The organism is Gordonia sp. N1V, from assembly GCF_029269935.1.
Lineage (GTDB): Bacteria > Actinomycetota > Actinomycetes > Mycobacteriales > Mycobacteriaceae > Gordonia > Gordonia polyisoprenivorans.
On record NZ_JARJDD010000018.1, the window covers coordinates 100,401 to 122,555 of the forward strand.

The following is a 22,155-nucleotide window of genomic DNA, read 5'->3' on the forward strand; positions in this document are numbered from 1 at the left end:
GCGATCTCGCGAGGTCACCGAAGGCTGAGAGTCTTCAGATGTAGTGGGAGGGCCGGCTCGGCCCGCACCACCAACCCGAATCGTTTCACGGAGAAAGAACAGAGCAATGAGCAAGAAGAGCAAGGCCTACGCGGCCGCGGCCGAGAAGGTCGACAAGAGCAAGCTCTACAGCCCGCTGGAGGCTGCCGAGCTGGCCAAGGACACGTCGTCGAAGAACACCGACGCGACCGTCGAGGTTGCGATCCGGCTGGGCGTCGACCCCCGCAAGGCGGACCAGATGGTTCGAGGCACCGTCAATCTGCCCCACGGGACCGGTAAGACCGCCCGCGTGATCGTGTTCGCCACCGGCGACAAGGCCGCCGAGGCCGTGGCCGCCGGTGCCGACGAGGTCGGCGCCGAGGATCTCATCGAGAAGATCCAGGGCGGCTGGCTGGACTTCGACGCCGCGATCGCCACCCCCGATCAGATGGCCAAGGTCGGCCGTATCGCGCGCGTCCTGGGCCCGCGTGGTCTGATGCCGAACCCGAAGACCGGCACCGTCACCCCCGACGTGACCAAGGCCATCAACGACATCAAGGGCGGCAAGATCAACTTCCGCGTCGACAAGGCAGCGAACCTGCACTTCGTCATCGGCAAGGCCTCGTTCGACGCCACCAAGCTGGCCGAGAACTACGGTGCCGCCTACGACGAGATCATGCGCGCCAAGCCGTCGGCTGCCAAGGGCCGCTACATCAAGAAGGTCACCGTCTCCACCACCACGGGCCCGGGCATCCCGGTCGACCCGGCGGTGACCCGTAACTTCGCCGAGCCTGCGCAGGCCTGAGCGAATTCGACTCCTCGACACCCCCGATTGCCCTGGTGCGGTCGGGGGTGTCGTCGTTGTGCGGCCCGGCGATCGTTGTGCGGCCCGACGACGGTGAGAGCATGAGCGGGTGAACCGTAGCGTGATGTCGGCCCGCGAGGACGAGAACCGGCGGCTGTTGCGTGCGCGGGATGCGATCGACCGGCATCACGCGCGACGGCTCGACGTCGACGAACTCGCCCGGATCGCGGTGATGTCGTCCGCGCACTTCAGTCGCCGATTCTCTGCGCTGTTCGGCGAGACCCCACACCGCTACCTGCAGCGGCGCAGGATCGAACGGGCTTGTGCCGCACTGAGGTCGGGTCGGACGGTCACCGACACGGCGTTCGCGGTCGGCTATGACAGCGTGGGGACGTTCTCCCGGACGTTCACCGCCATCGTCGGATGTACGCCGACGGCCTATCGCCGTGCCGCGGCCCCGATCCCTGTGCCGGGCTGCGTGGTCCGGGACTGGACGCGACCGGCAACCGGACTGCGCAGTTTCGGAGAAGCGCTCACCGGCGTGGAGCCCGTAGCGTCGTCATCATGATCACCTCGGTTGCCATTCATTCCATCTTCGTCCTCGATCATCAAGAGGCGCTCGATTTCTATGTCGGCGCACTCGGTTTCGAGGTGAGCAGTGACGTGGACATGGGATTCATGCGCTGGCTCACCATCGCCCCGCCCGCCCAACCCGACCGCGAGATCCTGCTGACGGTGCCCGGCCCGCCGGCCACCACACCGCAAGCGGCAGAGGCGATTCGCGATCTGCTCACCCAGGGTGCGCTGGGCACGGCGGCGATCCTCGGTACCGACGACTGCCGGGCCACCTACGCCGACCTCGTGGCCAAGGGCGTCGAGTTCACCCAGGAGCCGCAGGAGCAGCCGTACGGGATCGATTGCGCGCTGCGGGATCCGTTCGGCAACCACATCCGGATCACCGAGCGCACCGACGAGCGTCCGGTCGACGATCGCGACATCAGGCGATGGCCGGCGTCCTAGGTCGTGCCTCGTCGAGTACCTGTGTGACGGCGGCGGCCCGGGCGGTCGGTTCGTCGTCGAACGGGATGAGGTACACGGTCCCGACGCCGGCCGCGGTGAAACGGTCGAGTTGTGCGGCCATCGACGCCGAATCGCCGACGAGTGCCGTCATCTCGATGAGTTCATCCGGAACGCGCTGTGCCGCGACGTCTTTGGCGCCGCTCAGGAAGTGCTTCTGGATCTCCGCGGCGGCCGAGTCGAAGCCGTACGCACACGCCACACGGTAGTAGAAGTTGCGTTCGGGAGCCCCCCCGATGTAGAGGGCGTAGTGCCGCTTGATGGCCTCATAGCCGGGTGATCCCGGACCGTCCGCGGCCAGCGGCACCTGTGCGTGGATGTCCAGTGGGCCAAGGTGTTCGGGGCGGGAGTCACCGCCCCGGTCGAGGGGCTCGCCCCAGATGTCGCGGAATCGCTCGGGCGCGAAGAACATCGGCTGCCACCGTCGGCGATCTCGGCGGTCAACTCGACGTTCTTCGGCCCGAGCGCGGCAACGAGGATCGGGATGTCGGGGCGGATCGGGGTGGAGATCAACGCCAGCGGCTTACCCAGGCCGGTGCCACGATCGGCGGGCAGCGGCAGCGGATGGTGTCGTCCGGAATGGGTCACCTTGGCGCCGGTCCAGACCGTGCGACAGATCTCGATCACCTCACGGGTACGCCCGAGCGGCGCGTGATAGGGCACCCCGTGCAAGCCCTCGATCACCTGCGGGCCCGACGTGCCCAGGCCCAGCGAGAACCGACCGTCGGTGAGGTAGTCGAGAGTGGCCGCGGTCATCCCGATCAACGCCGGGGTGCGCGAGTAGATCGGGATGACCGACGTCGTCAGCGACACCGACGGAATCCGGCCGGCGAGATAGCCCAGCTGGCTCGGCGCGTCGAACGCATAGGCTTCGGGAACCGCCAGCAGTTCAACACCTTTGGCCGCGAAGACCTCCGCTTCGCCGGCGGCGGTGCGGAAGTCGGTCGAATAGTTGATCAGCAGTCCGATACGCACGACGGACCTCCTCTGGAGTGGATGGATCGTCAGTCTCGGTAGGTCGGCGTACGGCGATCCCGTGCCGCGGCTAGGGATTCGGCGAGGTCCGCGGAGAGCAGGGTGGCGGCATTCCACAGTGCCACCTGCTCGAGGCCGTCGCCGATCGGGTGGTCGCGCGCGAAATTGAGTGCGCGTTTGGTGCCGCGGACCGCCAGCGGTGACCGCGCGGCGATGGTGGCAGCCAGCTCGCGTGCGGAGGCCAGGACGCCGTCGCGATCGTCGGAGACCCCCGTGACCAACCCGATGGCACGGGCCTCCTGCGCGTCGACGGTGCGTGCGGTCAGGGCGAGTTCGCGGGCGAGGCCCTCGCCGATGATCCGCGGCAGACGTTGCAGCACACCGACGTCGGCGGTCACTCCGAGGTCGACCTCCTTGAGGCAGAAACGGGCGTCTGCGGCCGCGAGGCGCACGTCGCAGGCGGCGGCGATGTCGAGTCCCGCGCCGATACAGGCACCGGAGATCGCGGCGATCACCGGTGTACGGCACCCCTCGATGGCACTGACCGCGCGTTGCAGTTCGATGATCCTGTCCAGCAACGCTTCCGAACCCCGTCCGGCACACGGGTCGTCGGCGACGGTGGAGAAGTCGTCGAGCATCTGCAGGTCGATGCCCGCGCAGAAGTGGCGCCCGGCCCCGGAGAGCACGACGACGCGTACCGACGGATCGGTGTCGATCTCGGCGAACGCTGACGCCAGGGACCACCACAGCCCGGCGTCGAGTGCGTTGGCTGCGGCGGGACGATTCAGCTGCACCGACGCGATTCCCTCGCACCGGTCGATCACCAACGAGGGATTCTCGGACGTGGACGGACGCGTTGATGCCGTCATGGGAGCTCTCCTTCTCCACGATGTGCGTGGCTCGGATGCAGGAGAAGCTAACACGGACGCCGAGCGGGATGGCAAGCCTCGGATCGTCGGTGCGGAGGCCGGCAAACTCCATCGAACATATCGCGAAATCGCCGTTCATCTGCGTCGTTACGGCTTCGAGGCGATGTGGGTCGAGCCGATCGAGGGGGGAGACGTTACCCCCAATGGGGTAGTAAGACACCACCGGTGGGGCGGCGGTGGAGCGGATGGCGCGCTCGGGCACTGCGAATCAGGTCGAGTCGCGGCGGTTGCGCGGTTGATCGTCGTAGTAGGCCAGCCAGATGATCCGTGACAACGATGTCACCAACTGCTCGTCGCTCACCGCGGCGTCGCCGGTGGGCCGCAGCACATGCTGGCTGATGGTGCGCTCCACCATCCACACGAGACCTGTTGTCGCGCCATAGGGATCGACCTGCGACCCGATGGCGCCGGCCTTCTGCCAGCCGTCGACGATGCCGCCCATCATCGAGATGTACTCGTTGATGCGGCCGATCCAGAACTCGGCAATCTCCGGATCGTAGGACGACAATTCGTCGAGCGCGCGCATGACCGTCCAGTGGCTACGGTATTCGCGCAGCATGGTCCCGATGGCTTGCTCGACGCCGACCACGCCCCGCGAGGGGGACTCCGGGTCGTTGAACCAGCTCAGCGGTGCCGAGAAGAAGGTCTCCGAGGCCAGTGCCGCCACGTGGATCAACAGCTGACTCTTGTTGGGGAAGTACTGATAGAAGGTCGACCGCGGGATGCCGGACTCCGCCGCGATCCGCCCGACAGGGAGTTCGGTGAATCGCTCGCCGTCCTCAAGCATCGACTCGACGGCGGCCAGCACACGTTCGATGGCTTCCGCCCGCCGTCTGCGGGCGGCTGCCACATGTGATTTGGTCACCGACGCCACGACCCGAACTCTACTACGGGCCGTGACCGGTTCCGGGTCGATGGGTGGGCATTCGCCGTGGCGGACTGGGACGTACTGCCGCAGAAGTGATGTGAACGCTGCGCCCGGCTCGCAGCGGGTGGGTGGTGCGGGATCGTCTGTGTCGACTGAGTCAATCGTCTGTGGCGGCCGAGTCATTAGAAGCGCTGATGTGGGGTCGGTTGACGGATGGGCCGCCTGTGATTACCGTTACCTCCGACATAGTGCCGACACCCTGTCAGGAGTGTGATGACAACCACAGTTGAGACTGTTGACGCGATCGTTGTGGGAACGCGATGCGCCGGGAACGCAGCGTCCATAGCATTGTCCGAGCGAGGGCTGAAGGTCATTGGTATCGATGCCGCAGCCTTCCCGTCCGACACCTTGTCCACCCATCTTCTCTGGCCCAGCACCATGGCCGAGATCCATGCCATCGGTGCACTGCCACGAGTCGAGGCCATCGGCGCGCCGCGGATGCCGATCGCGCAAGCCGATCTCGAGGGCATTACCTGGCAGGTCGGATACACGCCCTACGACGGGATCGACTTCGCGATGTGCGTCCGGCGCAAGCATCTCGACGAGGCGTTTCGCCAGACCGCGCTCGCCGTGGGGGCGGATCTGCGTCAAGAATGTCGTGCGACTGCGCTGCTCCGCGAGAACGGTCGCGTCGTCGGGATCACCTATATCGACGACGCGGGGAGCGAGCACGAACTGCGCGCACCGTTGGTGATCGGGGCGGACGGTCGCAAGAGTTTCGTCGCCGAGCAGGTCGGCGCGACCAGTCCCTATCGTTCCAAGCCGAGCGGGCGCGCCTGCTTCTTCGCCTACTGGAGTGACCCGCGTCCGGAGCTGCGCCACATCGCGGCGCAGTGGCGGGTCGGCGGACTGCTGGGTACGGCATTCCCCTGTGACGACGGTGATCTGCTGTGCCTGCTGCAGCCGCCGGTGGGAATGGCCGAGAACTTCCGTGGACGTAAGGCACAGGAGGCCTACCTGAAGGGGATCGAGGCACTGCCGGGACTCGCCAAGCGCCTCGCCGGATCCGAGCTCAAGGGCCGCGTCCGCTCCTGCACCGACATCGAGTCGTACTTCCGGACCTCTGCGGGCCCGGGCTGGGCACTGGCCGGCGACGCCGGGCACTTCAAGGATCCGGTGACGGCACAGGGCATTCGGGATTCGTTGCGGTACGGTCGGCTACTCGGTGAGGCGGTTGCGCCGGTGCTCGGAGCCGACGGACCCGTCGATCTGGCCGCACTCGACACCGCGGTGCGTCACTGGGCGCGACGTCGTGAGCTGGACTGCATGGAGATCTACCAGTGGACCAACTTCCTTGCCGCCGGGCAACCGCCGACGCCGATCGAGTACGAGGTCTACCACCGTGCCGCCGCGGACCCGCAGTACGCCAACATCTTCACCGACGTGTTCTCGCGCAGCGCGCGTCCGGCCGAGATGACGCGCACGCCTGCGGTGCTGGAGATGACCGCGCATGCCCTGCGGCGTCAGGGCAACGATCGGCGCGAGGTCTTCGACGACGTGGTGTCGCAGGGTCGCCGGATGCTCACCGACTGGGTTGAGCGGCAGCGTGTCTCGCGAACCAAGTCCCCGGTCGCGTGACCGCAACCGCGGCGCGCACCCGGGAACTCGGCGTCGACCTGCGGGTGCTGCGCGTCGACGTCGAGACCCCCGATGCGATCTCGATCACGTTCGACGTCACCCCGCGGTCGCATCCGGCCTTCGCGTTCACGGCCGGTCAGTTCCTCACCCTGCGCATCCCGAGCGATCGGACGGGCTCGGTGGCCCGGTGCTACTCGCTGGCGAGTGCACCGGCACTTGACGAACACCTCAAGGTCGCGGTCAAACGCACCGCCGATGGCTATGCGTCGAACTGGTTGTGCGACAACGCGGCCACGGGCATGACCCTGCGGGTGTTGCCGCCGGCCGGTCTGTTCACCCCACGAAGCTTGAGTGAGGACCTGCTCCTCTACGCCGGTGGCAGCGGGATCACGCCGATGATGTCGATCATCAAGACGGCCCTGACGACCACCGAGCGTCGGGTGGCCTTGTTCTACGCCAATCGGGACCACGATTCGGTGATATTCGCCGGCGAACTCGAGGCGTTGGTGTCCGCGTATCCCGATCGGCTCCATGTGCAGCACTGGATCGAGACCGACGAGGGGCTCCCCACAGCGCACTCCGTTGTCCGGTTCCCCACGGTCTGTGGCGAAGCCGCCGAGGCGCTCGTGTGTGGACCGGCTCCCTTCATGGATTTGGTGCGGACAGTGTTGGGTGAGGATGCGCGCTACCGGGTGCGCTGTGAAGAATTCATGTCCATCGACGGCGACCCCTTCGTTCTCGAGATCACCGACAACGCCGACGACGACGCCACGCCGCTGACCGTCGTGCTCGACGGCGCCGAGACCAGTCTGGCCTGGCCAGCGGACGCCAAGTTGCTCGATGTTCTGCTGGCCGAGGGGATCGATGCCCCCTATTCGTGCCGGGCGGGTGACTGCGGATCGTGTATGTGCTTGCTGCGGGAAGGCAACGTCGAGATGGATGTCACCGACGCCCTTGCCGAGGAGGACATCGCAGACGGATTCATCCTGGCCTGCCAGGCGCGCCACCCCGAGGGACCGATACGCGTCGATTTCGACGCCTGATGCACTGAACCCCACAACGACTGGAGACATCCGAGATGACCACCCTGGAAAGTCACGACCCGGCGACCGATGCGCTCGTCACGGTCGTCGACGAGATGACCGCAGAAGAGATCCGCGCCGCTGTCGGACGCGCGCGCGAAGCCGGAAGCTGGTGGACGGAACAGGGTTTCGGTGGGCGACGCCGGCGACTGCTCGCCTGGCGGCGATATATCTCCACTCACGTGGAGGAGATCGTCGACCTCATCCATCGGGAGAACGGTAAACCCCGCCCGGACGCCGCGCTCGAGGTGATGCTCAGTCTCGAACACATCACCTGGACGGCGAAGAACGCCGCGAAGATTCTCGGCGAGCAACGTCGCCGGCCGGGACTGCTGACCGCCAACTTCGCTGCCAGAGTCGAGCATGTCCCCTTCGGGGTGGTCGGGGTGATCGGACCGTGGAACTATCCACTCTACACCCCCAACGGGTCGATCGCGACGGCACTGGCCGCAGGCAATGTCGTCGTGTTCAAGCCCAGCGAGTACACCCCGGCTGTTGCGCAGTGGTATGCGAATGCATTTGTGTCGGCCAACCCGGATGCGCCGCAATGCATCCTGTCGGTGGTCACTGGTTCCGGACCGGCCGGCGAGGCACTGTGCCATGCCGGTGTCGACAAGCTCGCCTTCACCGGCTCGGCCCGCACCGGAGCGAAGGTGATGGCCTCATGCGCCCAGTCGATGGTCCCCGTGGTCATGGAACTAGGCGGAAAGGACGCCGCGATCGTGGCCGCCGACGCGGACATCGATGCGGCGGCGGAGTCGATCGCGTTCGGGGCCATGGGAAATGCCGGTCAGACCTGTGTCGGGATCGAGCGGGTGTACGTCGAGCGGGCGGTGCGTGATCGATTCCTGGCGGCCCTGCAGCGCGAGTTGCGTGATATCCGTCCCGGGGAGAAGGACGGGTCGGCCTACGGGCCGATGACCATGCCCGCGCAGATCGACGTGGTGCGCCGCCACGTCGCCGATGCGCTCGAACTCGGTGCGACGCCGTTGATCGGTGGCATCGAGAGTATCGGCGAGCGGTTCATCGAACCGGTTGTGCTGCTCGATCCGCCCCACGAGGCGGCGGTGATTCAGGAGGAGACCTTCGGCCCGACGGTCACCGTCACCACCGTTGATTCGATCGACGAGGCCGTCAAACAGGCGAACGGAATCGCTTATGGCCTTGCCGGAGCGGTGTTCTCGCGTCGGCACGGTGCCGAGATCGCCCGTCGCCTCGATACCGGGCAGGTGTCGGTGAACTCCGTCCTGGGGTTTGCGGCAATTGCGAGTCTGCCGCTCGGTGGCCGGGGCCACAGCGGATTCGGCCGCATCCACGGACCAGAGGGCCTGCGCGAATTCACCCGACCGCGGGCGCTGGCCATCCAACGATTCGCGCTGCCGGTCAATCTGCTCAGCTTGCGCCGTCCCCGGTGGGTCGATCGTGCGTTGCCCCGCATCATTTCCGCCCTGTACTCGCACTGAGGCTTCGCTCCGGGGCTCTGCCTCGAATCCGGCACAACATCAACTCCTCGAAAGGAACACTCATGTCCGGTCTGGCCGCGTCACGTAGCGACACCTGGTCGACACAGATCGCTCGCCACGCCCACAACCGTCCTGATCATGTTGCCATCCGGTTCCGGGGTACGACGCTGACGTGGCGCGAGTTGGATGAGCACGTGCAGAATCTGGCTGGCTGGCTGGTGCGGCGGCAAATCGGGAAGGGCGACCGGGTCGGACTCGTGATGGGAAACCGGCCCGAGTTCCTCGAGGTGGTCTATGCGTGTGCGCGTGTCGGCGCGATCGTCGTGCCGATCAATTTCCGGCTTACCGCGCCCGAAATCGAGTACATCCTCACCGATTCCGGGGCGTCGCTGGTCGTCACCGAGTCGGCATTCCTCGAGCCGGTGCGCGCGGCAGCGTCGGCTCGGCCCACCGAAATCCTCGGCGTCACCGACGACTCGCCGGACGAGTATCGTATGATCGTCGAGAAGCCTTGTGCGCCAGTGGAATTCGCGGACGTGGCGGTCACCGATCCAGCTGCGATCATGTACACCTCGGGCACTACCGGCCACCCGAAGGGTGCCGTGCTGACGCACGAGAACTTCGCCGCCACCGCCGATGTCATCATCGATGCCTGGCGACTGGACGCGACATCGGACACCGTTCTCGCGGCAACTCCGCTGTTCCACATCGGGGGCTTCGGGACCACCACCGGCCCGGCACGCCTCGGATTGCCGCTGGTGATCCACCCGAGCACCACCTTCGATCCGTCCGAACTGCTCGACGTCATTCAGTCCGAGAAGGTGACGGCCACATTCATGGTGCCGGCGCAGTGGCAGGCCATCTGTATGGTCCCCGACGCCGGCGAACGAGGCCGGTCGCTGCGTGCCGTGGGATGGGGAGCGGCCCCGGCGCCGCTCTGGCTGCTGGAGCGACTCGGGGAACTCTTCCCGGAGGCGTCGGTGGTGGCGATCTTCGGGCAGACCGAGATGTCGCCGGTGACGTGTGTTCTGCACGGCGACGAGGCAGTCACCAAGCGGGGATCGGTCGGACGGCCGGTGTTCACCGTGTCGGTGCGGGTCGTCGACGAGGACATGAACGACGTCGGAGCCGACGAGATCGGTGAGATCGTCTACCGCGGAAAAGGTTTGATGCACGGGTACTGGAACAAACCGGAAGCCACCGAGGAGGCGTTCGCCGGTGGATGGTTCCACTCCGGTGACATGGTGCGCCGGGACGCCGACGGCTACATCTATGTGGTCGACCGCAAGAAGGACATGATCATCTCCGGCGGGGAGAACATCTACTCCGCGGAAGTGGAGATGGCGCTCAGTTCCCACCCGGCGGTGCGGGATGTCGCGGTAATCGGCCGGCGCGACGATCGGCTCGGCGAGGCGGTGGTGGCGGTGATCGAACCCATGGACATCACCGATCCGCCTTCCTTGGAATCGCTTGTCGCACATTGTCGCGACCGGCTGGCGTCGTACAAGAAGCCCCGCGATCTGGTGGTGGTGGGCCAATTGCCACGTAACGCGACCGGCAAGATCATCAAGGGTGAACTGCGGACGTCGATTCCGATACCCACTACCTGATCGCTTCCGTCCCTCACTCGATAGCGGTTCCGCACCCGTTCGGAGGCCACGGCAGTGGTGGCGTCATCGCCTATTGCTCTGATGCCAGAGCGCGGTGGCCTCGGAACGGTTGCGGGACTGCGTCTTTCGGAGAACATTCTTCACGTGGTCCTTGACGGTGCTGACCGAGATCACCAACTCCGCGGCAATGTCGTCGTTGGTCATCCCGGCGGCGAGCAGGGCCAGCACCTCCTGCTCACGGGCGGTCAGCCGCGCGGCGGCCAGTGGATCGGCGCGTCTGCGGTGGCCTGAGGCGCCGGCGAGCCCCGTACTCCGGCGCGTGGATCCGACTGCGCCGGAACAGCCCATCGGGCTCGACGGGCCGGCATCGTCGAGTCCGTCGATCAGCCCGAGAAGTCCCTGGCGCGCCGAGGACAGTTGCTCGCTCATCCGAGCTCGGCTCAGCGCGATCTGCAGGATTTGGGTGAATGCGCCGAGTAGATGGCAGTCCTCGCCGTCGAGGTCGATACCGGTCCGGAATCGATCGGCATGGACGAATCCACGGACCCGGCCGCCCGCGGCGATGGGTGTGGCGACATAGGAATGGCATTCGGCGGCTTCGATGATAGGCCGGTTGACCCGCGGATCCTCCTGCGCCTCGGTGACGAGCAGCCCGACTCGTCGCCGTACGATCTCGGTCTCGTGCAGCCCGGAATCGAGGTGCTGTGGATGGCTGCGACCGACGCCTTCGATGGTGCGTGACCATTCCGGCTCGTCGGGAATGTACGCGCACTCCGATGTCCACACGCCATCATCGACGCGTGAGATCACCGCGCGGTCGAAGCCCAGTTCGCAGACCAGGCGTGGTGCCATCGTGATGAGGGTGTCGACGTCGCAGGGTAATGCCTCGAGTTGCGCGACCACCGGTGCCAGGCGTGCGCCGGTGGTGTCGATCCGGCGCAGCAACTGCTGATCGAGGACACGTAATCGCATGAGGGCCCGCGACAACTCCTCCGATGGTTCTGACACCTGGGCTCCCAGAGCCGCCGCCAGTTCATCCCACGCGCCGTCGAGCAGGGTGGCCATCGAGCGTGGGGCGCTGCCCGAGCTGCCGGACCGCTCCCGAAGCAGCTCGAGGATCCCAGAAGTCGACGCCTGCGCCTGATCGACCGCGCCGGTGTGAAGGCGAATGGTCTGACGCATGAGGGGAATTCTAACGGTCCGCCTGTCGGGCCGGTGAATTTCGGCAAGGCCGGAATATCCCTCGAAGGAGGGGGGAATCCCCCCCCAATGGGGCAGGACTTCTTATCGCGGCGCCAATAACTTGTAAGGGCGGTGTGAGGCAGTCCACAGTCCCCATCCGCAGAGGCATAAGTCATGCAGTGTCGGCGGTCCAAGCCGCCGACGTATCGCGAAGCTGAGTCCGAGTCGAGTCATCAGAGGGTGGTGTTCGGTGGTCGTTGCGCAACCGGAGCGGAGTTCCTGGATTCAAGGGGTATCCAGGGCTGCGCCTGTCGTCCCTCGGGCCGTCGGCCAGTTCTATGCGACCAGCCTCGACGCATTCCGCTACCTGTTCACCTCGCGATTTCAATGGCGCGAGTTCGTTCAGCAGTTCTGGTTCATTGCGTCCATCTCGATCGTTCCGGCGCTGGCCATGTCGATCCCGTTCTGCATGATGTTCGTGTACGAGATCAACATCCTGCTGTTCGAGGTCGGGGCGGTGGACCTCAGCGGTGCCGGTGCCGGTGTGGCGATCATCCGTGAGATCGGACCGATCATCACCGTGCTCGTCGTCGCCGGCGCCGGTTCCACCGCGATCTGCGCCGACCTGGGCTCGCGCACCATCCGCGAGGAGATCGACGCCATGCGGGTGCTGGGCATCGACCCCATCCAACGATTGTGTGTCCCGCGGATCGTGGCGTCGACGGCGGTGGCGGTCTTCCTCAACGGTCTGGTGTCGGCGGTGGGCATCATCGGTGGCTTCGTCGCCACCGTCTACCTGCAGGGTGCTTCCCCCGGCCAGTACGTGACCAGTATCCCGATCATCACCGGGCTGCCCGACTTCTTCGTCAGCGAGATCAAGGCCGGAGTTTTCGGCCTGCTCGCGGGCCTGGTGGCCTGCCATCTCGGACTCAACGCCAAGGGCGGCCCGAAGGGTGTCGGCGACGCGGTCAATCAAACCGTGGTCTATGCCTTCTTGCTCCTGTTCCTGGCCAACTCCGTGATCACCACCATCGCCCTGCACTGAGGCACCGGCGTCCGCCCTGATCCGGCCACGCCGCCGGTCCAGTCCGCTCTGCGCACGAATCTTTCGGCTCTGCAAAGGAATCCAATCCATGATTGTGAAGGAACCGACCGTCAAGGAACCATCGGCCGGCGTCGGTTCGGCCGGCGTCCTGCGCGCGTCGCGTCAGGCGGTCGACGCCCCCGCCAACCTGCTGTCCGAACTCGGCAAGCAGGTCTCGTTCTACGGCCAGACGGTCGCGACCGTGCCCCGTACACTGCGTCGCTACAAGGAGGAAATCATTCGGTTGCTCGCCGAGGTGAGCATGGGCAGTGGTGCGCTGGCGGTGATCGGCGGGACGCTGATGGTGGTGGCGATGCTTGCCGCCGCCGTGGGCTACGAGGTCGGCCAGCAGGGTACGACGTCGCTGGGTCGTATCGGTCTCGGTGCCTTCGCCGGATTCATCTCCGCCTTCTTCAACACCCGTGAGGTGATCCCCGGGATCGCGGGCGTCGCACTGACCGCGACCGTCGGCGCCGGATTCACCGCGCAACTCGGTGCGATGCGCGTCAGCGAGGAGATCGACGCACTGGAGACCATGTCAATCCCGTCACTGCCCTACCTCGTGGCGACCCGGCTGATCGCCGGCGTCATCGCGGTCATTCCGCTCTACGCGGTCGCGCTGTTCGTCGGGTACTCGGCGACGGAACTGGTCACGTTGGTGTTGTACGGGCAAGCCAGTGGTACCTATACGCACTACTTCAACGTCTTCCTCGTCCCGAAGGACGTGCTGTGGTCGGCGGTGAAGGTCTTGCTGATGGCGGTTGTGGTGATGTGTGTGCACTGCTACCACGGCTACAACGCGCACGGCGGGCCCGCCGGAGTGGGCGTGGCCGTCGGCCGGGCGGTCCGGACATCGCTGGTCGCGGTGATGCTCATCGATCTCTTTGTCGGTCTGGCCGTCTACGGCGGGCCGTCGGGTGCGGTGCGGGTGGCCGGCTGATGGGGCATCTGCGTGAACTTGGTCGGGGCGCGAACATCGTGCTCGGTCTGCTGCTCATTGTTGTCCTCGTCGGTGCCGCAGCGTTGTCCATCGGCCTCTACCGCGGCGCGTTCAACGACGAGCGAGAGGTGACGTTGTTCGCCGACCGCGCCGGCCTGTTGCTGGAACGGAATTCGAAGGTCGAGCTCAACGGTGTGGTCGTGGGTCGCGTGCTGTCGGTCGCTTTCGTCGACAACCAAGCGAAGCTCGAACTGGGTATCGATCCGTCAGCGGCACGGACGATCCCGTCGAATGTGGTCGCCGACATCGATCCGATGACCCTGCTCGGCAGCAAGGTCGTGCGGTTCACCACCCCGGCCCACCCCAGCACCCAAGCGCTCGCCGCAGGTGACGTCCTGTACGCCCCAGACGTCGGCACCGAGGTCGACGATCTGCTCAACTCGCTGGTCAAAGTGCTTGACGAAGTGGATCCGCAACGGGTCAGTACCACGGTCGGTGGATTGTCGCAGGCGTTGTCCGCCAATGGACAACAGGTGGGACAGCTCATCGAACAGCTCAACGGCTATCTGACCCAGTTCAATCCGCAGCTGGGAATCCTGCGTCGGGACATGGTGAACGGTGCTGCGGTTGCCGACCGTCTCGACCAAGCCGCCCCGGACCTGCTGGCCACCATCTCCCATGCATCGGTGACCGCGACGACGCTGACTCGAAAGCAGCAGGCGTTCTCGGCATTCCTCCTGAGCTTTTCCAATCTCGGTGCCACCGGCCGCGACTTCTTCGATGTCGCAGGCGTTCCGCTGGAACGTGCCACCGTCAGCCTGCGTACGACACTGTCGACGTTGGGTGATTTCGCGCCGATCTACCCGTGCTTCTTGTCGAGCCTGGCGCGCACCAACCAACTACTCGAACGGGCCAACGGCGGCAGCGCACATCCGGGCCTCAACGTCGTCGGCACCCTGCTGATGGGCAACCCGCCCTACGCCAACCCGCAGAACCTGCCCCAGGTCGGACTGTCCGGTGTGGCGCCGAGTTGCCGGCAAACCCAGGGCGCACCGCGCCATATCGATTTTGCCGACGGGAGTGACGCCTACCGGCCGATCACCGGCCCGGTTGACCTGATCGGAAATCCATTGGCAGATCTACTGTTCGGAGGGCGCTGATGAAAACCACCTCCGCGGCGATCAAATCGCTGATCTTCATCGTGGTCACGACACTCGCCGGATTGTTCGTGGCGACGCTGGCCGGCAATCTCCGATTCGGACCGACCCAGGACTTTCACGCGGTGTTCTCCACGGCCGCGGGGCTCTCGTCGGGCTCGGAGGTCCGTATCGCGGGTGTACCGGTCGGCACGGTCACCGGTGTGAAGCTCGACGGTCCCGACTCCGCACTCGTGGACTTCACTCTCGACAAGGACCATCAGGTCACCGACACCACCCGTGCGGTGATCCGCTACAAGAACCTCATCGGTGACCGTTACCTGCAACTCTCCCAGGGAGATCAGCCGGGCACCCCGACCGGCGCCGGCAGCACCATCCCCGAGGATCGGACCACCCCGGCCCTCGACGTCGATCAGGTCGTAAACGGGTTCCGGCCCCTGCTCCAGGGCCTCAATCCTGCAGACACCAACCGGGTGGCGACCTCGCTGGTGGCGGTACTCAACGGTCAGCAGAACGCCATCTCCGAGTTGACCCGCGCGTTGGGGGTGGTGACCAACTCCCTCGCCGATCACGATGCGGCGATCGGGAAGATCCTCGACAACTTCGGCACGGTGCTCGCGGCCATCAACTCCCGCCACAATGCGGCCGACCAGTTGCTCACCGGTCTCGCCCAACTCATCTCATCACTGTCGGCCGACAGTCCGCGCATCACCGGCGCGCTGGGCAAGATCGACGACTTGACCGCCTCGCTCGCCGACGTGGTGACCTCGGTTCGGCCGGACCTGGCCACCAGCATCAGCGGTCTGAACCGGCTCTCGGGCAATCTCAACGCCCAGACCGACACCCTGCAGTTGATCCTGACCAAGCTTCCCGAGGCCTACCGGATCATCGGTCGCGTCTCTGGATACGGCAGTTACGTCAACTTCTTCGTGTGTGGATTGGCGATCAAATATGGTCCCGGACAAGGAGATCAGACACCAATGTTCACCGCACCGGCAGCGAGGTGCCAGCCATGATCGATTGGCGCAAGTCCATGGGCGAACGCAACCCGATCACGATCGGCATCATCGGGACGCTCATCATCATTGCCATCCTCGTGCTGGCCTTCAACTATCGGTCGTTGAGCTTTCTCGGCGGCGACCGTGAGTACCATGCCCAGTTCGGCGATGCGAGCGGACTCAACGTCGGAGATCCGGTGCAGCTGGCCGGAATCGAGGTGGGCACTGTCAAGGCGATCGACATCGACGGTGCTCACGTGACCGTCGACTTCGGGGTGAACAAGGATGCCCGGCAACGGATGGGTGATCAGACGGGAGCCGCGATCAAGGTGAAAACCCTTCTCGGACAGCGCTACGTCGATATCCTGCCGAGCGGCTCCGGCACCCTGCAGCCGGGCAGCACCATCGGCCTGGACCGCACCAGCTGGGGCTACGACATCGCCCGCGACCTCGACGAGGTCACCGGAAAAGTGACCGACACCGACAAGACCCAACTCACCGACGCACTCAACCAGCTCAGCACGGTGCAGGAGGCGTTGCCCGACAACCTCAAACAAACGATCGACGGTGTCGCACGGTTGTCGCGGACGATCGGATCGCGAGACGAGTCGATGAGTCAGCTGCTGGCGAGTTCGGCAGGCGTCTCTCAAATCCTGGCCGATCGCAACCTGCAGCTGACGGCGATGTTCGGACAGGGTCAAACGTTGTTCGCCGCCTTGAACAGCCGGTCCGAGGCGATCCACGCGATTCTCGTGCAGACCACCGAGCTGTCGACGTCGCTCAATACCCTCGACGGCCAGATCAAACAGATTCTCGCCCCCACCCTCGACCGACTCGGCAGGGTCATCGATCTGTTGAACAAGAACTACGACAACGTCAATCAGGCGATCTCCGGGATGAAGACATTCACCTACCAGCTCGGCGACGCCGTGGGTAGCGGACCCTTCTTCAACGTGTTGCTGCAGAACATCATTCCCGCCAATACCCGGCTTGGCGGCGCACCCACGGGAGGTCAGCGATGAGCAGGCGTGGACGTCGTGGCGGTGTCACCGCGGCCACTCGGGTCCCCGGCTACATCCTCGCCGTCCTACTGGTGGTGATGCTCGTGGTGGCGGTTGTCGTGTGGCTCGTCAACGGCGAGAAGCGGCAGTTCACGGTGATGTTCACCAACTCCACAGGTCTCTATGTCGGTGACCGGGTGATGGTTCTCGGCGTACCGGTGGGCAAGGTCGACAAGATCACCCCGTCAGCGCAAGGAGTGGCGGTCGATGTGACCGTCGACTCGGGGCGTGAAATCCCCGCCGACACGAAGGCGGCCATTGTGGCCCCAACCCTGGTCACCGGTCGCTACGTACAGTTCAGTCCGGCCTACACCGGCGGTCCCGAACTCGCCGACGGCGCAACGGTTCCGGTGACCCGCACGGCGACCCCGATGGAGTTCGACCAGACGAAACAGCAGCTCGTCGACCTGGTCAAGCAGGTCGGGCCGACCTCGACCGATCAGCGCGGCGCGCTCAATCGGTTCCTGAACACCACCGCGAAGACGACCGGCGGCAATGGGGAATCGTTGCGGCTGGCGCTCATCGAGCTGTCCCGCGCTACGGGGACACTCCAACGCGGCAGCGGCAACCTGTTCACCACGATCCGCAACCTGTCGACGGTGACGTCGTCACTGGCCACCGCCGACGACCAGATTAGGGGCTTCACCAGTGAACTGGCCGACTTCTCCGGGGTACTCGACGACAACCGCGATCAACTCGACCAGGTGTTGACCGCTTTGCAGAGCACCTTTGTCGATCTCAAGACGCTCATCGATCAGAATCATGCAGCGCTGGCCACCGATGTCTCGCACGCGAACACGATCACCGGCCTGCTCGTCGACCGGATCGACACGCTCGCCAACATCCTGCAGGTACTGCCGACCGCGGCCTCGGATTTCTACAACATCTACGATCCGGTGGGCAAGTCCCTCACCGGCGCGCTCGGCGTCCCTGACTTTCCGGATGGGCAGTCGCTACTGTGCGCTCTGCTGACGACGGTCAACGCGCCGGAAGGTCAATGTGCCACCACCACGCGGCAATTGGCCACAAACTCGGCAGCTGCGGGTGCGCTGGCCGGGATCCGGCAGGCGACCCCGCAGACCCCGCAGGCCCGGCAGCAGTCCCCGGCACCGCCCGGACTGCCGGGACTGCTCAACCCCACGACACGCGGAGGCCAGAATTGAGAAGGCCGACAGTACGACGGCGCGGTGTCGCCGCGAGCGCAGCGGCAGCGATGGCGGTTCTGTTCTCCGTCACCGGGTGCACCTTCGACGGGGTGAACTCCTTTTCCCTGCCCGGCAACACCTCCGGAGGGGACACCTACCGGGTGACGGTGGATCTCGCCGACGCACAGAATCTCGTCGGCAACTCCCCGGTGAAGGCGGGCAACGTCACCGTCGGCAACATCCGGAAGGTGGAGACGAACGGCTGGCAGGCGCGGCTGCTACTCGACATCAACAGCGATCAGCAGATCGCCGGCAACGTGCGCGCCACCCTGGCTCAGACCAGCCTGTTCGGATCGCAATACATCGAACTGGCCGTGCCTGCCGGGGCGGCCCCGACCGGCCACCTCTCCGCCGGCGCGAACATCCCGGTCTCCGATACCAGCCAGTATCCGCCGGTCGAGAAGGTGCTCAGCTCACTGTCGTTGGTGCTCAACGGTTCCGGTTTGCAGCAACTACGTACCATCACCGATCAGACCAACCAGATCCTCGACGGCCATGAGGACGACGCGCGGGCTCTGGTCGGACGCCTCGATACCTTCGTCACCAACATCGAAGCACAGCGCGGCGACATCGAAAACGCCATCGAATCGCTGGCCTCGTTGAGTACCACGCTGTCTGAGCAGGTATCGACGATCAGTCACGGCATCGACACGATTGGCCCGGCCATCAACGTCCTCAACGCGCAGGAGCGGAACCTGGTGAGCATGCTCGACTCGATCGGTTCGTTCGGGGATGCCGCCACCGGCGTACTCAACCGAAGTCGCGATTCTGTGGTGGATGAGGTGAGCAACCTGGCGCCGACCCTCAACTCCCTCGCCGATGCCGGAAATGCCCTTCCCGAAGCACTGAAAGTTGCTCTGACGCTGCCGTTCCCGGTCACAACGATCGACCGCACCGCCAAGGGTGACTATGTCAATTTGTTCCTCACCCTGGACATCAGTCCGCAGAAGCTGGCAAATGTGGTGCTGCCCAGTGTGACCCGCTTACCTCGTGACGAACCCCCTCTGTCGCGTGAAGCGGTCGACCCGTTGCGCGCACCGACGCAGCGGTCGGGAGGCCAGTGATGAGAAGCAAACTCGTCCGAGTCCAGTTGGCGATCTTCGGAGTGATCGCGATCGCGGTGGTCGCCTACGCCGGCTACGCCTATGCCGGATTCCAGCGCTACACCGGCATCGGTACCTATACGGTAACCGCCGAATTGCACCAGGCCGGCGGCCTGTACCCCTCGGCGCTGGTGACCTATCGCGGCGTGGATGTCGGGGTGGTCACCACACTCGACGGAACAACGTCGGGCGCGAACGCCAAGCTGCAGATCCGCTCGGAGTACAAGATTCCCACCGATGTCGAAGCGTACGTTCGCAGCGTGTCGGTGGCCGGTGAGCAGTTCATCGACCTGGTGCCACGTTCATCCAACGGTCCGACGCTCGCCGACGGCTCGACTATCCCGGTGCAGGACACCAACACGCCGGTCGCGGCGAGTCAGGTGATCAACCAGGTCACTGGATTGCTGGAGACCGTCCCCAAGGACTCGTTGCGCACCGTCCTCGACGAGACGTCGCATGCCCTCGACCAGACAGGCGACGATCTGAACAAAGCCTTGGCGGCCTCCTCGGATCTGGTACGGCAGGCCTCGCAAACACTCGACCCGACCATTCAGTTGCTACAGACGGCCAACCCGCTACTCGTCGCGGTCAACGACAGCGGCCCCGACGTCTCGCGTACGGCAACCAATCTGCGTAGTTTTACACAGCAGCTGGCGTTGAGCGATCAGACACTGTCGAACGTTCTCGATTCCGGGGCACCGTTCTTCGACACCACGAGCAGCCTGTTGCAGGAGCTGCGGCCGACTGTTCCGGTGCTGTTGGCCAACCTGCAGACGGTTGGCGAGGTCCTTCGCGTCAACGTCCCAGGAATCCGGCACGTACTCATCGTCTATCCGGCGATCAGCAACGCCGCCAACGCCGCGCTCGCACCGTTCCAGCAGTCCGGTGACATGTCGTCCGGTCAGGGGGAACTGGACGTGAAATTCGGCAACACACAGAACACACCGCCGTGTGCCGCGGGATACGACATGAGTCGCCGCAATCCCGGCGATGTCGGTTACGCCCCGATGCCGCAGGGCCAGTACTGCCAACTGCCCCAAGATGATTACCGAGTCACCCGCGGAGCACGGAACGCCCCGTGCGCCACCGACCATTCGGTACGATCCGGCGACGTGGCCCGGTGCCCCGGCGGATTGCCGTCGACCTGGCCGCAGATGTTGGCGCGCCCCGGAATCGGCTATCAGGTACCGCCCGCTGCCCGCGGCGACACCGGCGTCGTGGCCGTACCGTACGATCCGACGACCGGACGGTTCCGAGTACCCGGCCAACCCGCGGAATACACGCTGGGCAACCTGATCTCACCCAATAGCTCCGATCAGAAGGTGGTGACAACATGGCAAGAACTCTTTCCCCGTTGAGCGCGACAGAAGCTGTCTCGACAGAAGCGGCTTCGACAGAAACGGCTTCGGCAGAAGCGCAGTCGACAGAGCCCACCGCGCAGGGGAGCCATGAGGAGGTGGATGACTTCGAGACCGGCACTACGGCTGCCGAGCCGGCTGATACCGGTTCTGTCGACGCCGGTTCTGCCGACGCCGACGCCGACGCCGGCATCGAGTTCGACGACGCCAGCGGCGACGCGACCGAGTCGGCGCCGACTGCAGCCGACGGGCCGTCGCGCGGTCGATGGCTGGCTGTGATGCTCGTGTGTGTCGCGCTGGTGATCGCGGGCATCGCTTATGGCGCTGTCCTGTTCACCTCTCATCGCGATGCGCAGGCGGTCGATACGCGAAATGCATTGGTGTTGTCGACGACCCGGGAGGCAGCCGCCGACTTGGTGACGTTGCGGCACAACAGCGCCGATGCCGACGTGCAACGAATCCGCAATCTGTCGACCGGTGACTTCCAGAATCAGATCAGCGACACCACGGGTAGCTTCTCGGCGATTCTCACACAGGGACAGGTTGATTCGGTGGGTTCGGCCCGCCAGGTGGCGTTGGTCAGCGCTGACGACTCCAAGGCCACCACGATCGCCGCGGTGACCTCGACGGTGAAAAACTCCGAGACGCCCGAAGGGCAACAGCGGGTGTATCGAATGAAACTGTCCCTGGAAAATCATGGCGGGCGCTGGCTCGTCTCGAATGTGGAGTTCGTGTCATGACCGTCCTCACCAGTGTTCCGCGCAGCCTCGGCCACGGCTGGACGTCGGCAGCAAGGTCGACGGGTCGGTGGGGCACCACCCGTGTCCGCGTGATCAGCGCGGTCATCGCACTGCTTCTGCTGGCGGTGGCGGGCGGATGCGGATACCTCTTCTATGTCGACCACCACGACCGGTCGGTCGCCCAGATGCGCGAACAGGCGCTCGCCGCCGCGGTCGCCGATGTCCCGACGTTGTTGTCCTACAAGGTCGACAACATCGAGCAGGATTTCGCCGGAAAGTACGGGCTGGTGACCGGTGACTTCAAGAATCAGTTCGAGAATCTCACCAAGCAGACGATCATTCCGGCGGCGAAACAACAGAACCTCGCCACCAAAGCGCAAGTCGCGAGCGCCGGAGTCTCCTCGGCCGACGGTGATTCGGTGACGGTGCTGCTGTTCATCAATCAGTCGACCACATCCAATGATCAGCCCGGCACCAAACTCGACGGAAGCCGCGTACAGGTCGTCATGACGAAGGTCGGCGGCGAGTGGAAAGTCGCTGGGCTGACACCCGTGTGACGGCACGGTAGAACGTCGGCGGGCGACAACATGAAAAGGAACAGTAGCCATGGGTGTTGAGGTGAGTGTGGCGAATCTGACGAAGTCGTTTGGTTCGCAGAATATTTGGCGTGATGTGTCGTTGACCTTGCCGGAGGGTGAGGTGTCGGCCCTGCTGGGTCCGTCGGGTACCGGTAAGTCGGTGTTCTTGAAGACGTTGATCGGTTTGCTCCATCCGGAGCAGGGGTCGGTGATCATCGACGGCACCGACATCACCCAGTGTTCGGCGAAGGAACTGTACGAGATCCGCAAGTTGTTCGGTGTGT

23 protein-coding genes are annotated in these 22,155 nt (G+C 65.1%); 18 read left to right on the forward strand and 5 right to left on the reverse strand.

The genetic code is table 11. The features are described from left to right. Positions 1-106: 106 nt before the first annotated feature. From rplA to P3L18_RS20850, 3 genes are all read left to right on the forward strand, one after another. Positions 107-823, forward strand: a complete 717-nt coding sequence (gene rplA / locus P3L18_RS20840; protein ID WP_006370805.1) for a 50S ribosomal protein L1 — start codon at positions 107-109, stop codon at positions 821-823. 109 nt (positions 824-932) lie between these two features. Beyond that, positions 933-1,391, forward strand: a complete 459-nt coding sequence (locus P3L18_RS20845) for an AraC family transcriptional regulator (protein ID WP_094602379.1) — start codon at positions 933-935, stop codon at positions 1,389-1,391. After that, the gene (locus P3L18_RS20850) at positions 1,388-1,843 is read left to right on the forward strand and encodes a VOC family protein (protein ID WP_079928932.1); all 456 of its coding nucleotides are present in this window, start codon (positions 1,388-1,390) and stop codon (positions 1,841-1,843) included. Before P3L18_RS20845 ends, P3L18_RS20850 begins: the two co-directional genes overlap by 4 nt. Here P3L18_RS20850 and P3L18_RS20855 read toward each other — a convergent pair. From P3L18_RS20855 to P3L18_RS20870, 4 genes are all read right to left on the reverse strand, one after another. After that, positions 1,821-2,162: a hypothetical protein gene (locus tag P3L18_RS20855; protein ID WP_346348444.1), complete on the reverse strand. Its 342-nt coding sequence runs from the start codon at positions 2,160-2,162 to the stop codon at positions 1,821-1,823. The two genes, P3L18_RS20850 and P3L18_RS20855, sit on opposite strands and share 23 nt — an antisense overlap. Continuing rightward, entirely contained in the window at positions 2,045-2,875 is an 831-nt protein-coding gene (locus tag P3L18_RS28465) for an LLM class flavin-dependent oxidoreductase (protein WP_346348443.1), read from the reverse strand. The genes P3L18_RS20855 and P3L18_RS28465 overlap by 118 nt, the downstream gene beginning before the upstream one ends. 29 nt (positions 2,876-2,904) lie before the next feature. Then, positions 2,905-3,744 (reverse strand): crotonase/enoyl-CoA hydratase family protein, encoded by an 840-nt coding sequence (locus P3L18_RS20865; RefSeq protein ID WP_139765620.1) that lies wholly within the window; start codon positions 3,742-3,744, stop codon positions 2,905-2,907. A gap of 268 nt (positions 3,745-4,012) precedes the next feature. Then, positions 4,013-4,678 carry a TetR/AcrR family transcriptional regulator gene (locus P3L18_RS20870; protein WP_276115117.1) on the reverse strand — a complete coding sequence of 222 codons (666 nt, stop codon included), beginning with the start codon at positions 4,676-4,678 and terminating at the stop codon, positions 4,013-4,015. A 267-nt stretch (positions 4,679-4,945) separates the two neighbouring features. Here P3L18_RS20870 and P3L18_RS20875 point away from each other — a divergent pair, with 267 nt between their 5' ends. The 4 genes from P3L18_RS20875 (at position 4,946) to P3L18_RS20890 (ending at position 10,465) form a co-directional block, all read left to right on the forward strand. Then, positions 4,946-6,310 (forward strand): NAD(P)/FAD-dependent oxidoreductase, encoded by a 1,365-nt coding sequence (locus P3L18_RS20875; protein ID WP_079928934.1) that lies wholly within the window; start codon positions 4,946-4,948, stop codon positions 6,308-6,310. Further along, positions 6,307-7,353, forward strand: a complete 1,047-nt coding sequence (locus tag P3L18_RS20880; protein ID WP_276115118.1) for a ferredoxin--NADP reductase — start codon at positions 6,307-6,309, stop codon at positions 7,351-7,353. The genes P3L18_RS20875 and P3L18_RS20880 overlap by 4 nt, the downstream gene beginning before the upstream one ends. A gap of 35 nt (positions 7,354-7,388) precedes the next feature. Beyond that, complete coding sequence (locus P3L18_RS20885) at positions 7,389-8,855, forward strand: aldehyde dehydrogenase family protein (RefSeq protein ID WP_079928936.1); 1,467 nt, start codon at positions 7,389-7,391, stop codon at positions 8,853-8,855. Between the two features lie 62 nt (positions 8,856-8,917). After that, a complete protein-coding gene (locus P3L18_RS20890; RefSeq protein ID WP_276115119.1) occupies positions 8,918-10,465 on the forward strand; it encodes a long-chain-fatty-acid--CoA ligase in 1,548 nt (515 codons plus the stop codon). A 63-nt stretch (positions 10,466-10,528) separates the two neighbouring features. Here P3L18_RS20890 and P3L18_RS20895 read toward each other — a convergent pair whose 3' ends face one another. Then, positions 10,529-11,647, reverse strand: a complete 1,119-nt coding sequence (locus P3L18_RS20895; protein WP_276115120.1) for a LuxR C-terminal-related transcriptional regulator — start codon at positions 11,645-11,647, stop codon at positions 10,529-10,531. 250 nt (positions 11,648-11,897) lie between these two features. On the opposite strand from P3L18_RS20895, the gene P3L18_RS20900 reads away from it, so the two are divergent. From P3L18_RS20900 to P3L18_RS20950, 11 genes are all read left to right on the forward strand, one after another. Next, positions 11,898-12,692: an ABC transporter permease gene (locus tag P3L18_RS20900; protein ID WP_079928939.1), complete on the forward strand. Its 795-nt coding sequence runs from the start codon at positions 11,898-11,900 to the stop codon at positions 12,690-12,692. 88 nt (positions 12,693-12,780) lie between these two features. Beyond that, positions 12,781-13,671 carry an ABC transporter permease gene (locus P3L18_RS20905; protein ID WP_079928940.1) on the forward strand — a complete coding sequence of 297 codons (891 nt, stop codon included), beginning with the start codon at positions 12,781-12,783 and terminating at the stop codon, positions 13,669-13,671. Further along, a complete protein-coding gene (locus tag P3L18_RS20910; protein ID WP_079928941.1) occupies positions 13,671-14,831 on the forward strand; it encodes an MCE family protein in 1,161 nt (386 codons plus the stop codon). Before P3L18_RS20905 ends, P3L18_RS20910 begins: the two co-directional genes overlap by 1 nt. Then, positions 14,831-15,844 (forward strand): MlaD family protein, encoded by a 1,014-nt coding sequence (locus P3L18_RS20915; RefSeq protein WP_079928942.1) that lies wholly within the window; start codon positions 14,831-14,833, stop codon positions 15,842-15,844. Before P3L18_RS20910 ends, P3L18_RS20915 begins: the two co-directional genes overlap by 1 nt. Continuing rightward, a complete protein-coding gene (locus P3L18_RS20920; protein WP_276115121.1) occupies positions 15,841-16,848 on the forward strand; it encodes an MCE family protein in 1,008 nt (335 codons plus the stop codon). The genes P3L18_RS20915 and P3L18_RS20920 overlap by 4 nt, the downstream gene beginning before the upstream one ends. Beyond that, on the forward strand, positions 16,845-18,050 hold the full coding sequence (locus P3L18_RS20925; RefSeq protein ID WP_079928944.1) for an MCE family protein: 1,206 nt from the start codon (positions 16,845-16,847) through the stop codon (positions 18,048-18,050). The genes P3L18_RS20920 and P3L18_RS20925 overlap by 4 nt, the downstream gene beginning before the upstream one ends. 50 nt (positions 18,051-18,100) lie before the next feature. Beyond that, complete coding sequence (locus tag P3L18_RS20930) at positions 18,101-19,156, forward strand: MCE family protein (protein WP_079928945.1); 1,056 nt, start codon at positions 18,101-18,103, stop codon at positions 19,154-19,156. After that, positions 19,156-20,553: an MlaD family protein gene (locus P3L18_RS20935; protein ID WP_079928946.1), complete on the forward strand. Its 1,398-nt coding sequence runs from the start codon at positions 19,156-19,158 to the stop codon at positions 20,551-20,553. The genes P3L18_RS20930 and P3L18_RS20935 overlap by 1 nt, the downstream gene beginning before the upstream one ends. 98 nt (positions 20,554-20,651) lie before the next feature. Further along, a complete protein-coding gene (locus tag P3L18_RS20940; protein WP_216354225.1) occupies positions 20,652-21,293 on the forward strand; it encodes a hypothetical protein in 642 nt (213 codons plus the stop codon). Further along, entirely contained in the window at positions 21,290-21,850 is a 561-nt protein-coding gene (locus P3L18_RS20945) for a hypothetical protein (protein WP_276115122.1), read from the forward strand. Before P3L18_RS20940 ends, P3L18_RS20945 begins: the two co-directional genes overlap by 4 nt. 49 nt (positions 21,851-21,899) lie before the next feature. Continuing rightward, positions 21,900-22,155 (forward strand): ATP-binding cassette domain-containing protein (locus P3L18_RS20950; protein WP_276115123.1); only part of this gene is annotated, 256 nt, incomplete at its 3' end.